Here is a 21,644-nt window from a genome sequence, read left to right as displayed (position 1 = left end):
CCGCTACGAACGCAAAGCCGACCACTTCCTCGCCTTCACCAGCATCGCCTGCACCCTCATCTGCTACCGAAGACTGGCCAAATGAGATGACGTCTAAGAACCCCCGGACCTCAGAAGGGCCCCGCGGACGCCATTGTCCGCGGGGCCCTCCCTCCTTCCCGTGATCCCCGTCAGTCACCCGGGAAGTGACAGGCCACCTCTCGTGAGGCGGCGAGCTGCAGCACCGGCCGCTCGGTGCGGCAGATCTCCTGCGCCTTGGGGCAGCGAGGATGGAAGGTGCAGCCCGGGGGCGGGGCGGCCGGGCTCGGCGGGTCGCCGAGCAGCACGATCCGCTCGCGCCGCCGTTCCGCCGCCGGGTCGGGCAGTGGGACGGCGGACAGCAGCGCCCGGGTGTACGGGTGTTGCGGGTTCTCGTAGAGGGACTTCTTGTCCCCGATCTCCACGATCCGGCCGAGGTACATCACCGCGACCCGGTCACTGACCCGCTTGACCACCGACAGGTCGTGCGCGATGAACACGTAGGCCAGGCCCAGTTCGGTGCGCAGCCGCTCCATCAGGTTGACGATCTGTGCCTGCACGGAGACGTCGAGGGCGGAGACCGGCTCGTCGGCGATCACCAGCCGGGGGCTGGTGGCCAGCGAGCGGGCGATGCCGATGCGCTGGGCCTGGCCGCCGGAGAACTCGTGCGGGTAGCGGTCGATGTGCTCGGGGATCAGCCCGGTCAGCTCCATCAGCTCGGCGGCCCGGCGCCGGGCGTCGGCCGCGCTCCAGCCCTGCACCAGCAGCGGGTCGGAGATGATCCGGGCCACGGTCTGGCGGGGGTTGAGGGAGGAGTGCGGGTCCTGGAAGACCATCTGGATGTTCCTGCGCAGGGGCCGCAGGGCGCCCTGGGAGAGCTGGCTGATGTCCCGGCCCTCGAACTCGACGCTGCCGGAGGTGGGTTCCAGCAGCCGGACCAGCATCCGGCCGGTGGTGGACTTGCCGCAGCCGGACTCGCCGACCAGGCCGAGGGTCTGCCCGGCCTCCAGGTCGAACGAGACCCCGTCGACGGCCCGCACGGGCGCCGAGCGGCGCCCGGTCAGGGTGCGCCTGCCGGGGAAGGTCATCGTCAGGTCGCGGACCCGCAGCAGCGGGGCGGAGGGTGGCCCGTCCCGCTCCGCGGCGGGGTTCGGGCGGGTGGCCGGGGCCGTCATCGGGACACCTCCGGGGCAGGGGCGGCAGCGGCGGCGGAAGCGGGCCGGGCGCCGGCGAAGTGGCAGGCGGCCAGCCGGTCCGGCGAGCCGTACGGGCGCGGTTCGGGCCGCTCTCCCGTGCAGCGCGCCGCGTCCCCGGCCGGGGCCGCGGCTGCCACCGCGCACCGGGGGGCGAAGGCGCAGCCGGGCGCCGGGTTGAGCAGGGACGGCGGGGAGCCGGGGATGGAGGGCAGCGGGACGTCGTCCGCACTGTCGAGGCGGGGCAGCGAGTCGAGCAGGCCCCGGGTGTAGGGGTGGGCGGGGTCGGCGAACAGGGCGTCGGCCGGGGCCTGTTCGGCGGCCCGGCCGCCGTACATGACCAGCACCTCGTGGGCGACCCGGGCCACCACCCCCAGGTCGTGGGTGATCATCACGACGCCGAGGCCGCGTTCCTGCTGGAGGCGGGCGATCAGCTCCAGGATCTGCGCCTGGACGGTGACGTCGAGGGCGGTGGTGGGTTCGTCGGCGATGAGGAGGTCGGGTTCGCAGGCCAGGGCCATGGCGATCATCGCGCGCTGGCGCATGCCGCCGGAGAACTGGTGCGGGTACTCCCCCGCGCGGCGGGCGGGTTCGGGGATGCCGACCTCGCCGAGCATGTCGACGGCCCGCTTGCGCGCGGCGGCCCGGCCGGCCCGGAAGTGCACCCGGAAGTGCTCGGCGATCTGCTCGCCGACCGTGTAGTAGGGGTGCAGGCTGGACAGCGGGTCCTGGAAGATCATGGCCATCTTGCGGCCGCGGACCTTGGCGAGCTGCTTCTCGGGAAGCCCGGTGAGCTCCTGTCCCGCGAGGGTGACGGACCCCTTGACCTCGGCGCCGGCCCGGTGGAGGCCCATCACGGCGAGGGAGGTGACGGACTTGCCGGAGCCGGACTCGCCGACGATGCCGAGGGTGCGTCCGGCCTCGACGGTGAAGCCGAGGGAGTCCACGGCCCGTACGGTGCCGCGCGGGGTGCTGAACGTGACGCTGAGGTCGCGCACTTCGAGGAGGGGTGCGGCGGGGGCGGTCATCAGTACCTCACCCTCGGGTCGATGACGGCGTACAGGAGGTCGACGACGAGGTTCGCGACGACGATGAAGAAGGCGGCGAGCAGGGTGACCCCCAGGACCACGGGCTGGTCGGAGCTGACGAGCGCCCCGTAGAACAGCCGGCCGATGCCGGGCAGTCCGAAGATGGACTCGGTGATGACGGCTCCGGCGAGCAGGCCGCCGAGGTCCATGCCGAAGATGGTGAGGATCGGGGTCATGCCGGAGCGCAGCCCGTGCTTGACGACGACGGTCCGCTCGGGCATGCCCTTGGCGCGGGCGGTGCGGATGTACGGCTCGGCCATCGCCTCGATCATCGAGCCGCGGCTCTGGCGGGCGTACATGGCGGCGTAGAGCAGGGCGAGCGCGGTCCAGGGCAGCAGCAGGTTTCCGGCCCAGCCGAGCGGGTCGGAGGTGAGTTCGTGGTAGCTGGGGTAGGGCAGCAGCCCGGCGATGCGGATCACCCCCCAGATGAGCATGACGGAGGTGAAGTAGACGGGCAGGGAGGCGGCGGCGACCGCGCCGACCATCAGGGCCTTGTCGGTGGCGGTGTCCTTGCGCAGGGCGGCGGTGACCCCGGCGCCCAGGCCGAGCAGCAGCCACAGCACGGCGGCGCCGAAGGCGAGGGAGGCGGAGACCGGGAGCCGGTCCATGAGCAGGTCCCAGACGGGCAGCGAGTTCTCGTACGAGTAGCCCAGGCAGGGGAAGTCGCACTGGACGGCGTACTGGCCGGAGCCGAGGGTGCGCCCGGTGAAGATGCCGGTGAGGAAGTCGCCGAACTGGCGCCACACCGGCTGGTCGAGGCCGAGGTACTCGCGTACGTCGGCCAGCCGTTCGGGGCTGCAGGTCTTGCCGCAGGCCGCGGCGGCCGGGTCGGTGGGCAGGACGTAGAAGATGAGGAAGGTGACGGCGGCGATGGCGAGGAGCACGCCGGCCAGGGCGAGCAGCCGGCGCAGGAGGTAGAGGATCAACTGCGGCCGCCCCTCGGGTCGAGGATGTCGCGCAGTGCGTCGCCGAGCAGGGTGAAGGCGAGGACGGCGAGGAAGAGGAAGACGCTCGGGATGACGAAGTACATGGGGTCGGTCTCGTAGAAGGCCACGGACTCGGCGATCATCTGGCCCCAGGAGGGGGTGGGCGGGCGCACGCCGACGCCGAGGTAGCTGAGGGCGGCCTCGGTGCTGATCATGCCGGGGATCAGCAGGGTGGTGTAGGCGATGACGGGGCCCGAGACGCCGGGGAGGATGTCCCGGGTGAGGATCCGCCAGGCTCCGGATCCGCCGACGCGGGCCGCGTCGACGTACTCGCGGTGTTTGAGGGAGAGGGTCTGGCCGCGGACGACGCGGGCGACGCCGGGCCAGCCGAAGAGCCCGATGACGGAGGTCATCAGCACGATCCGGTTGACGTCCTTGGCCACCGAGAGCATCGCGATCATGAAGATGAGGGAGGGGAAGGACATGGTGAGGTCCATGAGGCGGGACAGGACGGCGTCGATGCGGCCGCCGAAGTAGCCGGCCGCGATGCCCGCGGCGGTGCCGGTGAGGACGACGATGGCGGTGGCGGCGAAGGCGATCAGCAGGGAGACCTGCGCGCCGTGGACGACGCGGGCGAACAGGTCGCGGCCGGTGACGGGTTCGACGCCGAGCCAGTGCTCGGGGCTGATCCCGCCGAGGGAGCCGAGCGGCTGGCCGCCGAGGTAGGGGTCGATGGCGGCCTTGTCGAACTCTTCGGGGGACCAGCCGCCGAGCGCGCCCAGCCAGGGGGCGGTCAGGGCCATCAGGACGAAGAGGAGGACGACGACGAGGCTGACGCGGACGGCGGGGCGGCGGCGCAGTTCCCGCCGGGCGAGCTGCCAGGGGCTGCTGCCCGGGGGGACGTCCTTGGCCTGCGCCCCGGCCGGGGCCGCCTCGGGGGCGGCGCCGGGTGCGGTGGTGGTCATGGTGTCTTCCGGTCCCGGCTTCCTCAGCCCTGGCTCTTCGAGGGGTCCTTGAGGCCGACGGTCCCGTAGTCGACGGTGCCGGTCCACACGGGGTGGCCGTAGGCGCCGGCGATGTTGGGGCCGACGAGCAGCGGCTTGCGCTCCAGGAGGATCGGGATGGCCGGGGACTTCTTCATGATCTCGGCGTCGAGGTCGATCCAGGCCTGGTTGGCCTGCTTGGCGTCGGCCATGGCGTTGATCTCGTCGATCCGCTTCATGGTGGCGTCGTCGCGGAACTGGGAGTAGTTGCCCTGGTTGCCCTTGTCCTTGATGGTGCGTCCGTCGAAGACGAAGGGCATCCAGGTGGAGCCGGAGGGGTAGTCGGGGCACCAGCCGGTGTAGGTCATGTCGGGGGTGGTGGAGAGGTCGCCGATGACGTCGTAGTACGCGCCGGGGTCGACGGTGTCGATGACGACCTCGACGCCGGCCCGGGCCAGGCCCTGCTGGAGGGCCTCCGCCTTGGCCTTGTCGCCGGTGGAGACGGTGAGGGAGACCTTCAGGTGCTCCTTGCCGGCCGCCTTGAGCAGCTCCTTGGCCTTGGCGGGGTCGCCGGAGGCGGGGATCTTCAGGGTGTCGGCCTGCTTGCCGCCGGAGAGGGCGGGGGGCAGGTAGGCGGTGGCGACCTCGTTGAGGGCGGGGCCGCCGCCGGCGGTGATGACCGCCTCCTTGTCGACCGCGTACTGCATGGCCTCGCGGACCTTGGGGTCGTTGAAGGGCGGGCGGGCGTTGTTCAGGTGGAGCATGACCGTACAGCCCTGGGACTCGGCGAGCAGCCGGGACTTGACCTCGGGCTTGGGCAGGACCTTCGGGGCGCTCTCGGGGCGCATGTTGAAGTACTCGATGGCGGAGGCGTCGGCGCCCTCGCCGGCGATGATGCGGTCGTCGATCTGGCCGCCCTTGAGGCCCATGACGACGACGAACCGGTCCGGGTAGGCCTTGCGGACGGAGTCGGTCTTCGGGTCCCAGTGCTCGTTGCGGACGAGGACCAGCTTCTTGTCCCGGTCGTACGTCTCGATCTTGTACGGGCCGGAGGAGAACGGGCGGGCGTCGTACTGGGTGCCCTTCTCCTGGGACTGGGGCACCGGCGAGAAGGTGGGGAGGGTGGCGGTCTGGGAGAACTCGGCGACGGGGCGCTTGAGTTCGAAGACGATCGTGCGGTCGTCGGGGGTCTTGACGGAGTCGAGGTGCTGCCCCTGGAGCGGGCCCTTGTAGCCCTCGGTGCCGGCCAGGTACTGGGCGGCGTAGTCGGGGCCGCCGGTGAGGTCGGGGGCGAAGGAGCGCTCGACGTTGTACTTGACGTCCTGCGCCTTGATGGGCGTGCCGTCCTCGTACTTCAGGCCCTCCTTGAGGGTGAAGGTCCAGGTGCGGCCGCCGTTGGAGGGGGTGCCGAGGTCGGTGGCGAGGTCGGGGACGAGCTCACTGCCGGCCTTTCCGGGCTCGGCCTTGAAGGTGACGAGCGTGCGGTAGAGCAGTCGGGTGCCGAAGTCCATGGCCGGCATGACCCAGTTGCGGGCCGGGTCGAGGTGGGAGAAGTCCTGGTTGGACAGGACGGTGAGGGTGCCGCCCTTCACGGGGGTGCCGCCGAGGGTCTTGCCGTCGTTGGCGGCGGCGGGGTTGGAGGCTCCGTGGCCCTCGGAGCCCTTCTTGGGGTCGGAGCAGCCCGAGGCGCCGAGTGCGAGCGTCGCCACCAGGGCGGTGGCGAGGGCGAGTTGGGTGCGCTTGGTCATGGGTCACTCCAGTGAAGGGCCGCGCTTTAGGGTGTGACCGGTAACATAGTAATGTGAAATTGTACTGACAACCCCTTGTCACCGCTGTTATCCAGCCGTGTCCAAATCGCCTACCCCGCACGGCACTTGGGCGGCCCGTCGGCGGCCGGGCCCGGAACGCGCCGAAGCCGCCGGGCGGTTGCCGGGCGGCTTCGGAGGGCGCGCGGGGGCCCCTGCGGACCTGCCGGACCTACCCCTGGAGGCCCGCGCCCAGGCCGCCCTGAGGGCGGCCGACCGGTTCGTCACGGCCCTGGGCCCACAGGGAACGCACGTGGCCGAGGTGGCGCTGCATACAGGCCTCGGCCGCCTCCGCGTCGCCGGTCAGCATCAGGTCCAGCAGCTCCAGGTGCTCCTCGGCGGAGGAGACCAGCTTGCCGGCCTCGTCCAGGCCGGTGAGCCCGTAGAGGCGCGAGCGCTTGCGGAGGTCGCCGACCGTCTCGACCAGGCGGTCGTTGCCCGCCAGGGCGAGGAGGCTGAGGTGGAAGCGGCGGTCCGCCTCCAGGTACCCGATGAGGTTGTGCTCGCGGGCGCTGCTGACGATCTCCTCCGCGATCGGGCGCAGCTCCTCCAGCTGCTCGCGCGTCGCCATCCGGGTGATCCGGCCGATGGTCGGGACCTCGATCATCGTGCGCAGCTCGGTGTACTGGTCCAGGTCGCGCTCGCTGACCTCGGTGATCCGGAAGCCCTTGTTGCGGACCGGCTCCACCAGGCCCTCGCGGGCCAGGTCCAGCATCGCCTCGCGCACGGGCGTGGCCGACACGCCGAGCTCGGCGGCGAGGCCCGGCGCCGAGTAGACGCTGCCCGGGCGCAGTTCGCCCGCTATCAGGGCGGCCCGGAGGGCATGGCCGACCTGGTCGCGCAGCCGCTCCTGGGCCTTGATGAGACTGTGCTGCTTCAGGTCACCCATTGCTCTTCCTCCGAGACCCCGCACACCACCGACGTGCAGAGGAACAGCGTACAATGTCACGTTTCGCCGTTCGCTCCGGTCGCGTGGTAGATCGCCACGGCGACGGCAAGATCTTCCCAGGCCATGCCCACGCTCTTGAAGAGCTGGGGACAACCCGGCTGCGCTCCCGGCACATTGCGGCCCGCGACCAGGTCGGCCAGGGTGCCGTGGATATGACCGGGACCGATCGCCCCCTCGGCCTCCGGGATCAGCAGGTCCCCCGCCTCGCGCAGCGCCGCCGCACGCGACTCCACGTACACCGCCGCGCGTCGCACGAGGGCGGTGTCGGTCTCCCGGGCGTCCGGCTCGTGCGAGCCGACGGCGACGACCACCGCCCCCGGGGCCACCAGCCGCCCGTCGAAGAGCGGCTCGCGGGCGGTGGTGCAGCACAGCACCAGGTCCGCGCCGGCCACGTCCTGCGGCGTGCCGGTGCGGGCCGGGACGCCCAGGGCCCGGGCGTGTGCGGCCAGCTCCCCGGCGCGCCCGGGGTCGCGGGCGACGACCACCGCCTCCGTCAGCTCCCGCAGCTCCAGCACCGCTTCGAGGTGGCCGTACGCCTGCGGGCCGGAGCCGAAGAGCACCAGCCGCAGCGGGCGCCCGGGCGCGGTGAGGTACCGCAGGGCCAGGACGGAGACCGCCGGGGTGCGCAGGGCTGTCAGGGCGGCGCCGTCCAGGAGGGCCAGCGGGCGCAGGGTGGGCCCGTCCAGGAGGAGGTGGCTGCCGGTGATCCGGGGCAGTCCGCGCGCCGGGTTGCCGGGGGCCACCCCGGCGATCTTCACCCCGGCGTACGCGCCCGACGCGGCCGGCATGAGCAGCAGTTCGCCGCCGGGCACGGCCACGCCGGTGCGCTGCGGGCAGGCCTCCGGGTCCAGGCCGGCGCGCAGGGCGCCGGCCAGGGCGTCGGCCGCCTGCGCGGTGGTGATCAGGCCGGCCGTCTCCGCGGCGTCCAGCCGGAGCGGGCCCGTCACAGCAGGAAGCCCGCGCCGAGGGCGTCGTACGGGTCGGCGGTGAAGAGGTGCTCTCCCGTGCGGTAGGCACTGCCGGTGACCTCGGTGACCCCGTCCTCGAAGATCCGGCCGGTGAACACCGTGCCCGTCACCGACTCGTGCAGCAGGTCCTCCCCCGGCCCCAGCCGGCCGTCCTCCGCCAGCAGCGCGAGCCGGGCGGAGGTGCCGGAGCCGCAGGGCGAGCGGTCGACCTGCCCGTCGGCGAACACGGTGACGTTGCGCTGGTGCGGCCCGAACGGGGTGTCGGGCAGTTCCTCGTGGAGGATCACCCCGTAGACGCCGGAGAGCAGCGGGCCGTCCGGGTGCCAGGTCGCCGGGTGGGTGGCGAGGGCCGCCCGGATCTCCCGTCCGGCCCGGACCAGTTCGGGCAGCGCGGCGCGGGTCACCTCCAGGCCGAGGTCCCGGGCGGCGACCGAGGCGTAGCAGGCCCCGGCGTGCGCGATGTCCACCTCGGCGATGCCCAGCGTGGTGGCCACCGGGACCTTGCGGGCGCCCACCCGGGCCGGGACGTTGCGGAAGGTGACCCCGGTGGTGCGGCCGCCGCCCCGGTGGACGGTGGCGGCGACCCGGCCCGAAGGGACGTCGATCCGCACCTGGACGTCCCCGTCGTCGGGGGCCGCCACCCGCCCGGAGTCCACGGCCCAGGCGCCGAGGGCCATGGTGCCGTGACCGCAGGCGGTGGAGTAGCCGTCCTTGTGCCAGAACAGCACCCCGAAATGGGCCCCGTCGTCGTCCGGGGGCACCACGAAGCCGCCGTACATGCCGGCGTGCCCGCGCGGCTCCTGGACCAGCAGGCGCCGTACGTCGTCCAGCGCGCCCCGCCGCGGCGCGGTCCCTGAGCCGCCCGGGCCGATGGCGGTGGCGCAGCGCTCGGCGACGGTGTCTCCGGGGGCCGGCGGCAGGCCTTCGGCGACGATCCGGAAGGGCTCGCCGGCGGTGTGGTAGTCCACCGTGCGGACGGTGGTCGGGGCGGTCACAGCAGGAACCCTCCGGGGAAGGGGTCGGACGGGTCGAGGAAGTACTGGGCGGTCCCGGTGATCCAGGCCCGGCCGGTGACCGTGGGCACGACGGCGGGGCGGCCGCCGACGGTGGTCTCCCCGACCAGGCGGCCGGTGAACTCGGTGCCGATGAAGGACTCGTTGACGAAGTCGGTGTGGAGGGGCAGCAGGCCCCGCGCGTGCAGCTGGGCCATGCGCGCGCTGGTCCCCGTGCCGCAGGGCGAGCGGTCGAACCAGCCGGGGTGGATGGCCATGGCGTGCCGGGAGCGGCGGGCGTCGGAGCCGGGGGCGGCGAGGTAGACGTGCTTGACGCCGGAGATGGAGGGGTTCTCGGGGTGGACGGGCCGGTCCGGGGAGCTGTTGACCGCCTCCATGACCGCGAGTCCGGCGGCGATCAGGTCTTCCTTGCGGGCCCGGTCGAAGGGCAGCCCGAGGGAGTCCAGTTCGACGAAGGCGTAGAAGTTCCCGCCGTAGGCGAGGTCGTAGGTGACGGTCCCGAAGCCGGGGACCTCGGCCTTCAGGTCGAGGCCGACGCAGAAGGAAGGGACGTTGGTGAGGGTGACGGCGGTGGCCGCGCCGTCCTCGACCCGTACGTCCACGCTCACCAGCCCGGCCGGCGTGTCGAGCCGGACCGTGGTGACCGGCTCGACGACCGGGACCATCCCGGTCTCGACCAGGACCGTGGCCACCCCGATGGTGCCGTGCCCGCACATCGGCAGCAGACCCGACACCTCGATGTAGAGCACCCCGAAGTCGGCGTCGGGCCGGGTGGGCGGCTGCAGGATGGCACCGCTCATCGCGGCGTGGCCGCGCGGTTCGTACATGAGGAGCGTGCGGACGTGGTCCGTGTGCTCCATGAAGTGGAGCCGCTTGTCCGCCATGGTGGCACCGGGGATCACCCCGACTCCCCCGGTGATCACCCGGGTCGGCATGCCCTCGGTGTGGGAGTCCACCGCGTGGTAGACGTGGCGTGTGCGCATCAGGTCGCCCCTCCGGCCGGTCGCTGGTTCGTGCTGTCCTCTGACTGCTGTCAGGACTAGTTGAGGCCCTCGGCGAGGGCCTTCTCGGTGGCGGCGCGCACGGCGGCCTCGGTCTCCCCGGTGAGCGGGAAGCGCGGGGGGCGGGTGGCGCCGCCGGGGCGGCCGGCCAGGTCCATGGACAGCTTGATGGCCTGGACGAACTCCGTCTTGGAGTCCCAGCGCAGCAGCGAGTGCAGGGACTTGTAGAGCGGCAGGGCGGTGGCGACGTCGCCCGCGACGGCGGCCCGGTAGAGGGTGGCGCAGGAACGGGGCAGGGCGTTGGGGTAGCCGGCGATCCAGCCGACGGCACCGGCGAGGGCCAGTTCGAGGAGGACGTCGTCGGCGCCGATGAGCAGGTCGAGGCCCGGGGCGAGTTCGGCGATCTCGTAGGCGCGGCGGACGTCCCCGCTGAACTCCTTGACGGCGACGATGCTGCCGTCGGCGTGCAGGCGCGCGAGGAGGGAGGGGGTCAGGTCCACCTTGGTGTCGTACGGGTTGTTGTACGCGACGACCGGCAGGCCGGCCCGGGCGACCTCCGCGTAGTGGGCGCGGACGGTCTCCTCGTCGGCGCGGAAGGCGTTGGGGGGCAGGAGCAGGACGGAGCCGGCACCGGCCTCGGCGGCCTGGTCGGCCCAGCGGCGGGCCTCGGCGCTGCCGTACGCCGCCACGCCGGGCATGACGCGGGCGCCGTCGCCGGCGGCCTCGACGGCGGTGCGCACCACGCGGGCCCGCTCCTCGTCGGTGAGGGTCTGGTACTCGCCGAGGGAGCCGTTGGGGACGACGCCGTCGCAGCCGTTGGCGATCAGCCAGGACACGTGTTCGGCGTAGGCGTCGTAGTCGACGGAGAGGTCCGCGCGCAGGGGCAGGGCGGTGGCGACCATGATGCCGTGCCAGGGGCGGGTGCGGGTGTCGGGGGCGGTGGAGGGTGCGGGGGTGGGCGCGTCGGCCATGGAAGGACTCCCTAGTGTGGTGTGTGACATTTTACTAATGGGCGTGGATCGGCCACAAGAGGCCGGACAGGGGTTGGCGGAGGAAAATCTGCGGAGCACCGGCCGCTCAGGGACCCGGCGGGGCGGGCTTCGACGGGGGCAGGGCGGCGAGGTGGCGGAGCGGGACCGGGCAGGACAGCGGGCGCCGGTCGGGGGCGGGGGCCTCACCGGCCAGCGCGGCCACCGCCGGGCCGCACATCCGGCCCTGGCACCAGCCCATTCCGGCCCGGGTAAGGAGTTTGACCGTACGGGCGTCCCGCGCCCCGAGCTCCTGGGCGGCCTCGCGGATCCGGCCGGCCGGGACCTCCTCGCAGCGGCACACGTCGGTCTCCTCGCGCAGCCAGCCGGTCCAGCCGGAGCCGGGGCGGTGCGCGGCGGCCATCGCGTCGGCGAAGGCGCGCAGCCGGGCGCGGCGGCGGGTGAGGGCGGCGGGGACCGGCCGGCCGGCGATCGCGTGGGCGGCGATCTCGCCCTCGGTGAGGGCCAGTTGGGCTCCGCCGATGCCGCCGGTCTCGCCGGCCGACCAGATGCCGGGGACGGAGGTGCGCTGGGCCGCGTCGAGCTCCAGGGCCACCGTTCCGTCGGAGGCCCGGCGGGTGGCGCAGCCGAGGCCGGTGGCCAGTTCCAGCTGGGGCACCAGGCCGTGGCCCACGGCGACGGCGTCGCAGGGGATCCGGCGGGCGGTGCCGGGCAGCGGGCGCCAGTCCTCGTCGAGGCGGGCGACGGTGACGGCCTCCACGCGGGTGGTGCCGTGCGCCTCGGTGACGGCGTGGCGGGTGAGCAGCCGGATGCCGTGACGGAGCAGGGCGCCGCCGTACGTGGCGCCTTCGGCGAGTTTGGCGGGGTTGCGCAGGAGGGCGGGGGTCCGGGGGGCGTACGCCGTGTAGGAGGCGGCCTCGGCGACCGCCGGGACGGTGGCTCCGGCGGCGGCGAGGGAACCGGCGACGGCGAGCAGGAGCGGGCCGCTGCCGGCCACGACCACGCGGTGGCCGGGGAGGACGAGGTTGTTCTTCAGCATGGCCTGGGCGCCGCCCGCGCCGACCACTCCGGGAAGGGTCCAGCCGGGGAAGGGGAGCTGGCGTTCGTAGGCGCCGGTGGCGAGGAGGACGGTCCGGGCCCGGAGGCTCGCCTGCGTTTCGTCGGGGGCGTGGCCGGCCACCGCGTGGAGGGTCCAGGTGCCGGATGCGTCGTCCGGGACCACCGTCCAGACGTGGTGCCGGGGGAGGTACGTGATCCGGCCCGCCGCTTCCTGGGCACGCAGGGCGGCTTCGCGGGTGGCGAAGGCCCGCCAGTCGTGGTGCAGGGCCTGGGGACGGGCGGCGCCGAGGCCCGGGGCGGGGTGGCGGTAGTACTGGCCGCCCGGGCGGTCGGCGGTGTCGAGGAGGGTGACGCGCAGGCCGAGGCGCGCTGCGGTGACGGCGGCCGCGAGGCCGGCGGGGCCGGCGCCGACGACGGCGAGGTCGGCGGGGGCGGGCGTGCGGTCAGACGGCGAGGTCGGCATGGCCGGTGCCTTCCTGGGTGGTGACGGTGTCTCCGGGGCGGGCCGGGACGAGGCAGGCGCGCTGGTTGGGGCGGCCGTTGACGGTGACGAGGCAGTCGTAGCAGGCGCCGATCCCGCAGAAGGCGCCGCGCGGGGCGCCGCCCTCGCGGGTGGTGCGCCAGGCGAGGATCCCGGCCGCCCAGAGGACGGCGGCGACGGTCTGGCCCTCCTGGGCGGGCAGTTCGCGGCCGTCGAAGTCGATCGGGTACGTGGCCGCCGGGCTGCCGCCGACCAGGTCGCGGGGGCTGCGCATCAGGGGGCTCCTCGGGGGGTGCGGGGTCGGGGGGGGCCGGGGCGTCACGGGCCGAAGCGGTCCGGGCGGAAGGGGGCCAGGGGGAGGGCGGGGGCGGTGTGGGTGAGGGCCGCTGCGATGAGCCGGCCCGTCGCGGGGGCCAGGCCGATGCCCGCGCCCTCGTGGCCGCAGGCGTGGAGGAGGCCGGGGACGCGGGGGTCCGGGCCGATCGCGGGGAGGTGGTCCGGGAGGTAGGGGCGGAAGCCGTGGTAGGTCCGCATCACCTTGACGTCCGCCAGGACCGGGAAGAGGGCCGCCGCTTGGGTGGCCAGGCGGCGGAGGGCCTCCGTGGAGAGGGTGCGGTCGAAGCCGACCCGTTCGCGGGTGGCGCCGATCAGCACGGGGCCCGAGGGGGTGCCCTCCACGACGGCCGAGGACTGGAGCGCGGCCGAGTCGCTGGCCACGTCGGCGATGTAGTCGGCCGCGTAGACCTTGTGGCGGACCACCTGGGGAAGGGGTTCCGTCACCAGGACGAAGCCCCGGCGGGGGAGGACGGGAAGGGTGGTTCCGGCGAGGGCGGCGAGGTTTCCGGCCCAGGTGCCCGCCGCGTTCACGACCGCGGGGGCGTGGAGGGTGCGGCGTGAGGTGCGCACGCCCCGGACGGTCCCCGACTCCAGGAGGATCCCCGTCACCTCTTCACCGAGGTACACCGTGGCGCCCGAGGCCTTCAGCAGGTGGGCGGCCGCCTGGGCCGGCTGGACCTGGGCGTCCTGGGGGTAGTGGAAACCGCCCGCCATGCCGGGGGCCAGGTGCGGTTCCAGTGCGCGCAGGGCCGCCGGGTCGGCTTCGGTGGAGACCACCCCGGCCGCGCGCTGGCCCTCGGCGAAGTGGCGCAGGGCCTTGAGGGTGGTTTCGTCGGGGGCCACCACCAGGCCGCCCTTGGGTTCGTACTCGACGGCCCGGGGGAGCTCGGCGGACAGCTCCTGCCAGAGGCGGGTGGAGAGGAGGGCCAGGTCGAGCTCGGGGCCCGCCTCCTTGTCGGAGACGAGCAGGTTGCCCTCGCCGGCTCCGGTGGTGCCACCGGCGACGGGCCCCCGGTCCACCACGGTCACGGAGAGACCGGAGCGGCTCGCGTAGTACGCGCACGCGGCTCCGACGACGCCGGCGCCGATGATCACGACGTCCATGTTAGTAATATGTCACATTCTTTTGATGGTGCCTAGGGTCGCCCGGGCCGGTTCCGCCCCCCGTGGGACTCGGAACCGGCCCGGGCGCGCGATCAGCTGCGGAGGGGGCCCTCACAGCTGTAGGAGGAGGTGCCCGCCGCCTTGTTGCCCCAGATCTCCAGCGGCCCGAAGGAGCAGTTCATGTCCGCCAGGTTGTTGGAGGCCGTGCCCGCCCGGTCGAGGAGGAAGTAGTCCACCGTCTCGGACATGTCCTTGAAGTTCTGGTCGTCGCTGCGCCAGTTCTTCAGGTTCGCGGTGATCCGGCCGGTACAGGTGAAGCGGCGCTTGCCGGGGTCGCCGTTCTCCACGCAGTCCGGGGTGCTGTAGGTCGCCGACGCGAAGGAGGACTTCACCGACGCGAGCGCGGAGTCGCGCAGCTGGTCGTTGGCGGTGAAGGTGGTGTTCGGGACGTAGAGCTGGTCCACCTTGGCGATCTGGGCGTCCAGGAAGCGGTTGTAGTCGCGCTGGAGGTAGGTGTCAGCGCCCATGCGGTGGCGCCAGGCGTCGAATCCGGCGACGTCGTTGGCGCGCAGGTAGCCGTACATCTCGCGCAGCAGCGAGGGCTTCTCGGTCCAGAGGAACTCGAAGAACGTGCCCGCGTAGTTGTAGAAGCGGAAGCCGTCGCCGTCGTAGGTGGCGTGCAGGAGCTGGTCGACGCTCATGCGCGGGCCGCCGCCGGCGGTGTCGTTGATGATGCCCCGGACCAGGGACTTGCGGACGGCGATGCCGTTGTCGCGGGTGGAGCCGTCGAAGAACTCGGCGGTCCCCTCGTCCATGGCCGTGGTGCGGTCGCCCTGGTACCAGTCGCCCTGGCCGAAGAAGCCGGGCACGGCGAAGCGGCCGTTGAGGTAGTGCGTGTACTCGTGGCGGAAGAGCTCTTCCAGGGTCAGGGAGGAGTCCTGCGGGACTCGGCGCTGGTAGGTGTAGAAGGTGGCGCCGTTCTCGATGTAGATGCCGCCGTTGTTGGTGCCGTACCCGGTCAGGATCGGGTGGTAGTTCTCGTAGTCCGCGCGGGAGGCGTAGAGCACGATGTTCAGCGTGCTGTTGGGGTCCCCGGCGAGCGGCTGGTCGGTGCCCAGGACGCGGTGGAACTGGGTCTTGACCTGCTTGCTCGCGTAGTAGAGCTGGTCGACGGTGGCCCGGTCGAGGGCGGTGCGGACCTTGATGCCGCCGTTGTCGTAGGTGTAGGTGTTCGGGAAGAGCAGCTTCTCGATGTCCTCCTTGCACACCCCGTACGGCTTGCACGCCTCGTAGAAGTTGAGCCAGGAGACCAGCTTGGCCCACTGCTCGCTGCCGTTGCCCCAGCGGGACTTGACGGTTTCGAGGAGGGCGCCGAGGTCGGCGACGACCTGGTCCTTGAGGCCGTCGACCTGGCCGAAGCGGCCGTACTCGCCGAGGGCGTCGCGGGCGGCCCAGGCGTTGGCGCCGCCCTTGAGGTGGGTGTAGTCCGCGAAGGCCTTGAAGGCGGCCCGGTACGCGGGGTCGGCCTTGACCGCGGAATGGAAGGCCGTGTCCTGGTTGCCCGGGTAGACGCCCAGGTAGTTGACGGAGAGGGCCGCGAGGGCGGCGCCACCCCAGAAGGAGTCCTGGTTGGTGGCCGGGTGGGAGGCGTCGAGGGTGGCCAGGACCTGCTTGATCAGGCCGAGCTGGTGCTGGCGCAGGCCGGGCGCGCTGCCGGCGTAGAGGGCCTCGCGCAGGGTGCGGGCGTTGGAGGGCGTGGCGTCGAAGGTGTGGGCGGCGCCGGCGAAGTCGGCGATGGCCCGGCGCATGGCGTCGACGGTGGGGGCGTCGGTGACGTCGATCTCGGTGCGCGAGTAGTCGTGGTAGGCGACGGCGTGCAGGTAGGTGAACATCTCCTCCAGGTGGGAGGAGTTGCGGCCGTCGTGGGCGGCGGCCAGGCCGGATATCCGGCGGGAGACGGCCTGGACGTGGGCGTCGGACATGACGGGCGCCAGGCGTGCGTCCCAGGTCCATATGAGGGTGCGCAGGCAGCCGTCGGCCGTGACGGCCGGGTCGCCGAGGAAGTCGGCGAACTGCTCCGGGCTGAGGCCGGTGATCCCGTCAAGGGTGCAGGGGACGCCCGCGGCGACGCTCTTCGCGGTGGGCGCGGCCTGGGCGGTGGCCGTCTTCCGGCTCTTGTCGGCACCGGGGGCCGCGTCCGCGGCGCCGGGAATCCGGTTGTCGGCGACGGACTTGCCGCCGGGGGCCGGGGCGGGCGCCGGGGCGAGCTCCTTGGCGTCGGCCAGGCGGTCGACCTCGTCGAAGGGGTTCGGCGCGGCGGCCGGACCGGCGGCGAAGGCTGCGGGAGCCGACGCGGCGGGCGCGGTGGCCGGGGTGCCCCGCTCGGCGGCCTGGGTCATCGCCTGGCCCGCGGTGGCGAGGAGGGTGACCGTGACGGCGGCGGAGAGGAGAGACGTACGCACAGCTCTGTGCTGGGACACCGAAGACTCCTGTGGGGAAGGGAGGTGGGGGTAGTGGTGTGGTGCGTGAACTGCCCTGCGTCACACGGCGTTTGACGGGGATTAATGTGCCGCGGTGTGAGCTGTAACATAGTAATGTGAAATTGCACTGGCAAGACCTGTGCGCCCCCCAGTTCAGTCCTTCTTGAGGGAGCCTCCGTGTCCGACACCTCCTCCCGCCTGAACACCGGCAGCCACGACCTCCCCGTATCAGCCGGGTTGTCCCGCTTCATGGCGGGAAGTTGGGCGCCCTCGCCGCTGCCGGCCGGCACCCGGGTGACCGCGTACGACGTCACCCCGGCCCGCCGCGCCCGGCTCTCCGCCCGCTTCCCCGGCGAGCGGCTGATCGTCCCGGCCGGCGAGCTGAGGGTCCGCTCCAACGACAGCGACTTCCGCTTCCGCCCGCACAGCGCGTACGCCTGGCTCACCGGACTGACGGGCGAGGACCAGGTGGGCCACGTGCTGGTCCTGGAGCCCGCCGGGCCGCACGGCCACGAGGCCGTCCTCTACCTGCGCCCCCGCTCCGACCGCTCCGACGGCACCGAGGAGTTCTACCGGGACCGCCGCTACGGCGAGTTCTGGGTGGGCCGGCGCCCCGACCTCGCCGAGGCCGAGCGGCTCACCGGCGTGCGCTGCGCCCACCTCGACGCGCTCGGCTCCCCCACGGGCCGCAACGCCGCGACCGACACCGCCCTGGCCTCCGCCCTCTCGGAGCTCCGGCTCGTCAAGGACGCCTGGGAGGTCGACCAGCTCCAGCTCGCCGTCGACCACACCACCGCCGGGTTCGAGGACGCCGTACGGGCCCTGCCCACGGCCCTCGCCCACCCGCGCGGCGAACGCTGGATCGAGGGGGTCTTCAGCCTGCGGGCCCGCGCCGAGGGCAACGGGCTCGGCTACGAGACCATCGCCGCCTCCGGCGCGCACGCCTGCGTGCTGCACTGGATCCGCAACGACGGACGGCTGGACCGGGACGAACTCCTGCTGCTGGACGCGGGCGTGGAGACCGACAGCCTCTACACCGCGGACATCACCCGCACCCTGCCGCTGTCCGGGCGCTTCTCCCCCGTCCAGAAGCAGGTCTACGAGCTGGTGCTCGCCGCCCAGGAGGCCGGTATCGCCGCCCTGCGGCCCGGCGCGAGCTTCCGCGACTTCCACCGGGCCGGCATGCGCGTCATCGCCGAGGGCCTCGCCGAATGGGGCGTGCTCAAGGACGCCGAGGGCGACCTGCACCGGCGCTACACCCTGTGCAGCAGCGGCCACATGCTCGGCCTCGACGTCCACGACTGCGCCCAGGCGCGCGCCGACACGTACCTGGACGGCGTCCTGGAGGAGGGCCAGGTCCTCACCGTCGAGCCGGGCCTCTACCTCCAGCCGGACGACGAGACCCTGCCGGCCGAACTGCGCGGCATGGGCGTGCGCATCGAGGACGACCTCGTCATCACCTCCGACGGGGCCCGCCTGATGTCCGGCGCCCTGCCGCGCACGGTGTCCGGCATCGAGGAGTGGATGGGCGCCCTCCTCGACTCCGCCTCCTAGGCCCGGGCCCTGAGGCGGGTCACGAGTTCCTCCACGAAGGTGTCGAGGTGGGGAGGGTGGGGGCCGGGGCGGGTGGCGCAGAACCAGGTCCGGGTCAGCGGCTGCGCCCCGATGCGGACCATCGCGAGGCCGTGCGAGGCGGTGTACGGGGCCGCCACCCAGTTCGGCAGCACGGTCACCCCCTGGCCGCCCGCCACCATCTCGATCACCAGGTCGGTCACCACCGGCATCGTGGTGATCCGGCCGGGACGGGCCCCGGCGGGGAGGGGCAGCGGCATCGACGGGATGCGCTTCTGGTCGTAGAAGTCGTAGAGGACGAGGTCGGCTCCGTCGAAGTCACGGGCGGTCAGGTGCGCGCGGTCGGCCCACGGGTGCCCGGCGGGGACCACCGCCACCATCTCGTCGTCGAAGAGCCGGGTCAGGGTCACCCTGTCCATCTGCACGTCCGGCTTGGTGACCAGCGCCACGTCGACCTGGTCCGCGAGGAGGGCCGGGATCGGGGCGTCGTCGGGCGTCGTCGCGATCCGCACGTCGATGTCCGGCTCGCGTGCGCGGAAGGCGCGCAGCACGGGCGGCAGCCACGGGAAGGTGGTGCTGCACTGGGCGGTGAAGCGCACCCGCCGGTCGCGGCCGTCGCGGATCTCCCGCAGGTCGCGGGTGGCCGACTCCAGTTCGCCGAGGATGTGATGGGCCGCGACGAGCATCCGGCGGCCCGCGGCGTTGGGGACCAGGCGGCGGCCCTGCCGGTCGAAGAGCCGCATGCCGAGGCGGTCCTCCAGGCGGGTCAGCCGCTGGCTGAGGGCGGGCTGGCTGACGTAGAGCCGTTCGGCGGCGGCGGTCAGGGAGCCGGCGGCGGCGGTGGCCTCCAGGAGCTCCAGGTCACGCAGATCCACATCCATAACCTGGGATTATTACATGCTCCAATATCCGTCGTGGTGTTATGAGTTGAAGGCTCATACGTTTCTGGTGTCGCCCCGACGAACCGATTCGCCCCCGAAAGGCACCAGAACCATGACCGACACCACCGCCCGTACCACCGCCGTGATCACCGGCGCCTCCAGCGGCATCGGGCTGGACATCGCCCGCGCCTTCCTGGCCGACGGCGCCAACGTCGTCCTGGGCGGCCGGGACGCCGACCGCCTCGCCAAGGCCGCCGCCGGCCTCGGCCGGCCGGAGCGCACCGCCTGGGTCGCGGGCAGCATCGCCGAGCCGGAGACCGGCGAGGCCCTCGTCCGCACCGCGCTGGAGCGCTTCGGCGGCATCGACGTCCTGGTCAACAACGCCGGCACCTTCGCCACCAGGCCCTTCACCGAGGTCACCGAGGAGGAGCTCGACGGCTTCCTGACCGGCAACCTCAAGGGCACCTACCTCACCACCCAGGCCGTGGTACGGGCGCTGCGCACCCAGGGCCGGGGCGGCAGCATCGTCAACATCGGCACCGTGCTGGTGGACCACGCGCTGGCCGGCGTCCCGGCCTCCGCGCCGGTGGTCAGCAAGGCCGGGGTGCACGCCCTGACGACGAGTCTGGCCGCCGAGCTCGCGGCCGACGGGATCCGCGTCAACCTCGTGGCGCCCGGGATGGTCCGCACCCCGCTGCACGCGGGCTCCGACGTGGACTCCTTCGGCTCGCTCGCCCTGCTGGACCGGGTCGGCGAGGTCTCCGAGATCTCCGAGGCGGTGCTCTACCTGGCGCGGGCCGAGTTCGTCACCGGGCACGCCCTGCGCGTGGACGGCGGCTACGTCACCGGCCGCCCCTGACCCTTCACCGCACTCCTCCCCCTTCCCCGAAAGGACTTCCGCCGTGCCGTACGTCAACGTCAAGATCACCCGTGAGGGTGCCACCGCCGCCCAGAAGGCCGAGATCATCGCGGGCGTCACCGACCTGCTGGTCAGGGTCCTCGACAAGGACCCCGCCACCACCTTCGTCCTCATCGACGAGGTCCCCCTGGAGGACTGGGGCGTGGGCGGGGTCCCGACCGAGGAGTACCGCCGCCGGACCCGCTCCTAGCCTCCGACCCCGGCCCCTGGAGCGGCGGCTACGGGAGCACCGCTATCCCGTCCAGTTCCAGCTGGGCCTCGGTGTCCCAGAGGCGGACCACTCCCACCACGGCCATCGCCGGATAGTCACGCCCCGCCAGCCGGCGCCAGATCCGGCCCAGTTCGCCGGCGTGGGCGCGGTAGTCCTCCACGTCCACCGCGTACACCGTGACCCGGGCCAGGTCCGAGGGGGCACCGCCGGCCGCCGCCAGGGCCGCCAGGAGGTTGGTCAGGGCGCGCTCGAACTGCTCCGGCAGGGTCTGCCCCACCACCTTGCCGGAGCCGTCGAGCGCGGTCTGCCCGGCCAGGAAGACCAGCCGGCCCCCGGTGGCGGTGACGGCGTGGGAGAAGCCCGTCGCCGGGGACAGCTCCTGCGGGTTGATCCGGTCCAGGCCGGGCCGGTCGGGGCTCATCGGGCCGTCACCCCCCGGTAGAGCTCCTTCGCGATGATGCTCCGCTGCACCTCGCTGGCCCCCTCGTAGATCCTGGGGGCCCGCACCTCCCGGTACAGGTGCTCCAGCAGATGGCCCCGGCGCAGGGCGGCCGCCCCGTGCAGCTGGACGGCGTGGTCGACCACATACTGGGCCGTCTCCGTCGCGAGGAGCTTGGCCATCGCCGCCCGGCGCGGCACGTCCGGGGCGCCGCTGTCGTACGCGCCGGCCGCCGCGTACACGAGCAGCCGGGCGGCCTCGGTGCGGGTGGCCATCTCCGCCACCCGGTGCGCGACCGCCTGGAGGTCGGCCAGCACCCCGCCGAAGGCGGTGCGGCCGGCGGTGTGCGCCAGCGTCGCGTCCAGCGCGGCCCGCGCCATGCCGACCGCGAAGGCCCCCACGCTCGGCCGGAAGAGGTTCAGGGTCTCCATCGCGACCCGGAACCCCTGCCCCGGCTCGCCCAGGACGTCCTCCCGGCCGACCCGCACCCCCTCGAAGGAGAGGGAGCCGATCGGGTGCGGCGAGAGCATGTCCAGGGCCTCTCCCGTCAGCCCCGGCCGGTCCGCCGGGACCAGGAATGCGGTGATGCCCTTCGCGCCCGGCGCCTCACCCGTCCGGGCGAAGACGGTGTAGAAATCGGCCTCGGGGGCGTTGGAGATCCAGCACTTGGCCCCCTCCAGCCGCCAGCCCGGCCCGTCCTGGGCGGCCGCCAGGGCCAGGGCCGCCGCGTCGGAGCCGGCCCCCGGCTCGCTCAGCGCGAACGCCGCCACCAGCCGCCCCGCCCGGACCCCCGGCAGCCACCGCTCCCGCTGGGCCGCGCTCCCCGACCGCAGCACCGGATGGCCCCCGAGCCCCTGGAGGGCCAGGGCCGTCTCCGCCTCCGTGCACCCGTAGGCGAGGGACTCCCGCAGCAGGCACAGCTCCAGCGCTCCGGAGCCGAAGACCCGCTCCAGCAGACCCAGTTCCCCCAGCTCCGCCAGCAGCGGCCGGTTCACCCGGCCGGGCTCGCCCTTTTCGGCGAGCGGCCTCAGCCGCCGCTCCGACAGGGCGCGCAACTGCGCGCACCACTCCTCTTCCTGCACACCGAGCGCGAATCCGGCCATCCGAAAGCCCCCAAGTCCCGTCGAGTTCCTCTATCGCGTCCTGTTGACTGCCGTCACCATCACGATACGCTCTGGACAGATCAGCACGGCCGGCTCCACCCCAATCCGGACGTCGCAAGGGGGCGA

At 73.2% G+C, this 21,644-nt stretch carries 20 protein-coding genes; 3 read left to right on the top strand and 17 right to left on the bottom strand.

Annotated features, from left to right (window positions below; genetic code table 11):
- Positions 1 to 170: 170 nt before the first annotated feature.
- The 14 genes from AB0F18_RS23225 to AB0F18_RS23160 all read right to left on the bottom strand — a co-directional run bounded on the left by AB0F18_RS23225 (position 171) and on the right by AB0F18_RS23160 (position 16,393).
- Positions 171 to 1,193 (bottom strand): oligopeptide/dipeptide ABC transporter ATP-binding protein, encoded by a 1,023-nt coding sequence (locus AB0F18_RS23225; RefSeq protein ID WP_362063627.1) that lies wholly within the window; start codon positions 1,191 to 1,193, stop codon positions 171 to 173.
- Positions 1,190 to 2,239 (bottom strand): ABC transporter ATP-binding protein, encoded by a 1,050-nt coding sequence (locus AB0F18_RS23220; RefSeq protein ID WP_362063625.1) that lies wholly within the window; start codon positions 2,237 to 2,239, stop codon positions 1,190 to 1,192. Before AB0F18_RS23220 ends, AB0F18_RS23225 begins: the two co-directional genes overlap by 4 nt.
- Positions 2,239 to 3,225: an ABC transporter permease gene (locus AB0F18_RS23215; protein WP_362063623.1), complete on the bottom strand. Its 987-nt coding sequence runs from the start codon at positions 3,223 to 3,225 to the stop codon at positions 2,239 to 2,241. Before AB0F18_RS23215 ends, AB0F18_RS23220 begins: the two co-directional genes overlap by 1 nt.
- Entirely contained in the window at positions 3,222 to 4,190 is a 969-nt protein-coding gene (locus tag AB0F18_RS23210; protein ID WP_362063621.1) for an ABC transporter permease, read from the bottom strand. Before AB0F18_RS23210 ends, AB0F18_RS23215 begins: the two co-directional genes overlap by 4 nt.
- A 23-nt stretch (positions 4,191 to 4,213) precedes the next feature.
- Positions 4,214 to 5,956 carry an ABC transporter substrate-binding protein gene (locus AB0F18_RS23205; protein WP_362063619.1) on the bottom strand — a complete coding sequence of 581 codons (1,743 nt, stop codon included), beginning with the start codon at positions 5,954 to 5,956 and terminating at the stop codon, positions 4,214 to 4,216.
- A 229-nt stretch (positions 5,957 to 6,185) separates the two neighbouring features.
- The gene (locus tag AB0F18_RS23200) at positions 6,186 to 6,902 is read right to left on the bottom strand and encodes a GntR family transcriptional regulator (protein WP_362063617.1); all 717 of its coding nucleotides are present in this window, start codon (positions 6,900 to 6,902) and stop codon (positions 6,186 to 6,188) included.
- 56 nt (positions 6,903 to 6,958) lie between these two features.
- Complete coding sequence (locus AB0F18_RS23195) at positions 6,959 to 7,909, bottom strand: ornithine cyclodeaminase family protein (RefSeq protein WP_362063615.1); 951 nt, start codon at positions 7,907 to 7,909, stop codon at positions 6,959 to 6,961.
- Complete coding sequence (locus AB0F18_RS23190) at positions 7,906 to 8,925, bottom strand: proline racemase family protein (protein ID WP_362063613.1); 1,020 nt, start codon at positions 8,923 to 8,925, stop codon at positions 7,906 to 7,908. The genes AB0F18_RS23195 and AB0F18_RS23190 overlap by 4 nt, the downstream gene beginning before the upstream one ends.
- The gene (locus AB0F18_RS23185; protein WP_362063611.1) at positions 8,922 to 9,926 is read right to left on the bottom strand and encodes a proline racemase family protein; all 1,005 of its coding nucleotides are present in this window, start codon (positions 9,924 to 9,926) and stop codon (positions 8,922 to 8,924) included. The genes AB0F18_RS23190 and AB0F18_RS23185 overlap by 4 nt, the downstream gene beginning before the upstream one ends.
- Positions 9,927 to 9,982: 56 nt before the next feature.
- Positions 9,983 to 10,915 (bottom strand): dihydrodipicolinate synthase family protein, encoded by a 933-nt coding sequence (locus AB0F18_RS23180; RefSeq protein WP_362063609.1) that lies wholly within the window; start codon positions 10,913 to 10,915, stop codon positions 9,983 to 9,985.
- Positions 10,916 to 11,021: 106 nt separating this feature from the next.
- Positions 11,022 to 12,455, bottom strand: a complete 1,434-nt coding sequence (locus AB0F18_RS23175; protein ID WP_362063607.1) for an NAD(P)/FAD-dependent oxidoreductase — start codon at positions 12,453 to 12,455, stop codon at positions 11,022 to 11,024.
- Positions 12,436 to 12,750 (bottom strand): (2Fe-2S)-binding protein, encoded by a 315-nt coding sequence (locus AB0F18_RS23170; RefSeq protein ID WP_362063631.1) that lies wholly within the window; start codon positions 12,748 to 12,750, stop codon positions 12,436 to 12,438. The genes AB0F18_RS23175 and AB0F18_RS23170 overlap by 20 nt, the downstream gene beginning before the upstream one ends.
- Positions 12,751 to 12,791: 41 nt before the next feature.
- Positions 12,792 to 13,913, bottom strand: a complete 1,122-nt coding sequence (locus AB0F18_RS23165) for an FAD-binding oxidoreductase (protein WP_362063605.1) — start codon at positions 13,911 to 13,913, stop codon at positions 12,792 to 12,794.
- Between the two features lie 92 nt (positions 13,914 to 14,005).
- Positions 14,006 to 16,393 (bottom strand): collagenase, encoded by a 2,388-nt coding sequence (locus AB0F18_RS23160; protein ID WP_362063603.1) that lies wholly within the window; start codon positions 16,391 to 16,393, stop codon positions 14,006 to 14,008.
- 177 nt (positions 16,394 to 16,570) lie between these two features.
- Between AB0F18_RS23160 and AB0F18_RS23155 the strand changes: the two genes are divergently transcribed.
- Positions 16,571 to 17,947: an aminopeptidase P family protein gene (locus tag AB0F18_RS23155; RefSeq protein WP_362063601.1), complete on the top strand. Its 1,377-nt coding sequence runs from the start codon at positions 16,571 to 16,573 to the stop codon at positions 17,945 to 17,947.
- Here AB0F18_RS23155 and AB0F18_RS23150 read toward each other — a convergent pair.
- A complete protein-coding gene (locus AB0F18_RS23150; RefSeq protein ID WP_362063599.1) occupies positions 17,944 to 18,846 on the bottom strand; it encodes a LysR family transcriptional regulator in 903 nt (300 codons plus the stop codon). The genes AB0F18_RS23155 and AB0F18_RS23150 overlap by 4 nt on opposite strands.
- Before the next feature lie 112 nt (positions 18,847 to 18,958).
- Here AB0F18_RS23150 and AB0F18_RS23145 point away from each other — a divergent pair, with 112 nt between their 5' ends.
- The gene (locus tag AB0F18_RS23145; protein ID WP_362063597.1) at positions 18,959 to 19,705 is read left to right on the top strand and encodes an SDR family oxidoreductase; all 747 of its coding nucleotides are present in this window, start codon (positions 18,959 to 18,961) and stop codon (positions 19,703 to 19,705) included.
- Between the two features lie 43 nt (positions 19,706 to 19,748).
- Entirely contained in the window at positions 19,749 to 19,955 is a 207-nt protein-coding gene (locus AB0F18_RS23140; protein WP_362063595.1) for a 4-oxalocrotonate tautomerase family protein, read from the top strand.
- Between the two features lie 28 nt (positions 19,956 to 19,983).
- On the opposite strand, the gene AB0F18_RS23135 is transcribed toward AB0F18_RS23140, so the two are convergent.
- Both AB0F18_RS23135 and AB0F18_RS23130 read right to left on the bottom strand, forming a co-directional pair.
- Entirely contained in the window at positions 19,984 to 20,397 is a 414-nt protein-coding gene (locus AB0F18_RS23135) for a RidA family protein (protein WP_362063593.1), read from the bottom strand.
- Positions 20,394 to 21,518, bottom strand: coding sequence for an acyl-CoA dehydrogenase family protein (locus AB0F18_RS23130; protein ID WP_362063591.1), 1,125 nt, complete (start codon positions 21,516 to 21,518; stop codon positions 20,394 to 20,396). The genes AB0F18_RS23135 and AB0F18_RS23130 overlap by 4 nt, the downstream gene beginning before the upstream one ends.
- Between the last annotated feature and the right edge of the window lie 126 nt (positions 21,519 to 21,644).

It is taken from the genome of Streptomyces sp. NPDC029216 (assembly GCF_040648015.1).
Taxonomy (GTDB): Bacteria; Actinomycetota; Actinomycetes; order Streptomycetales; family Streptomycetaceae; genus Streptomyces.
This window is presented reverse-complemented; position numbering and strand designations above follow the sequence as displayed.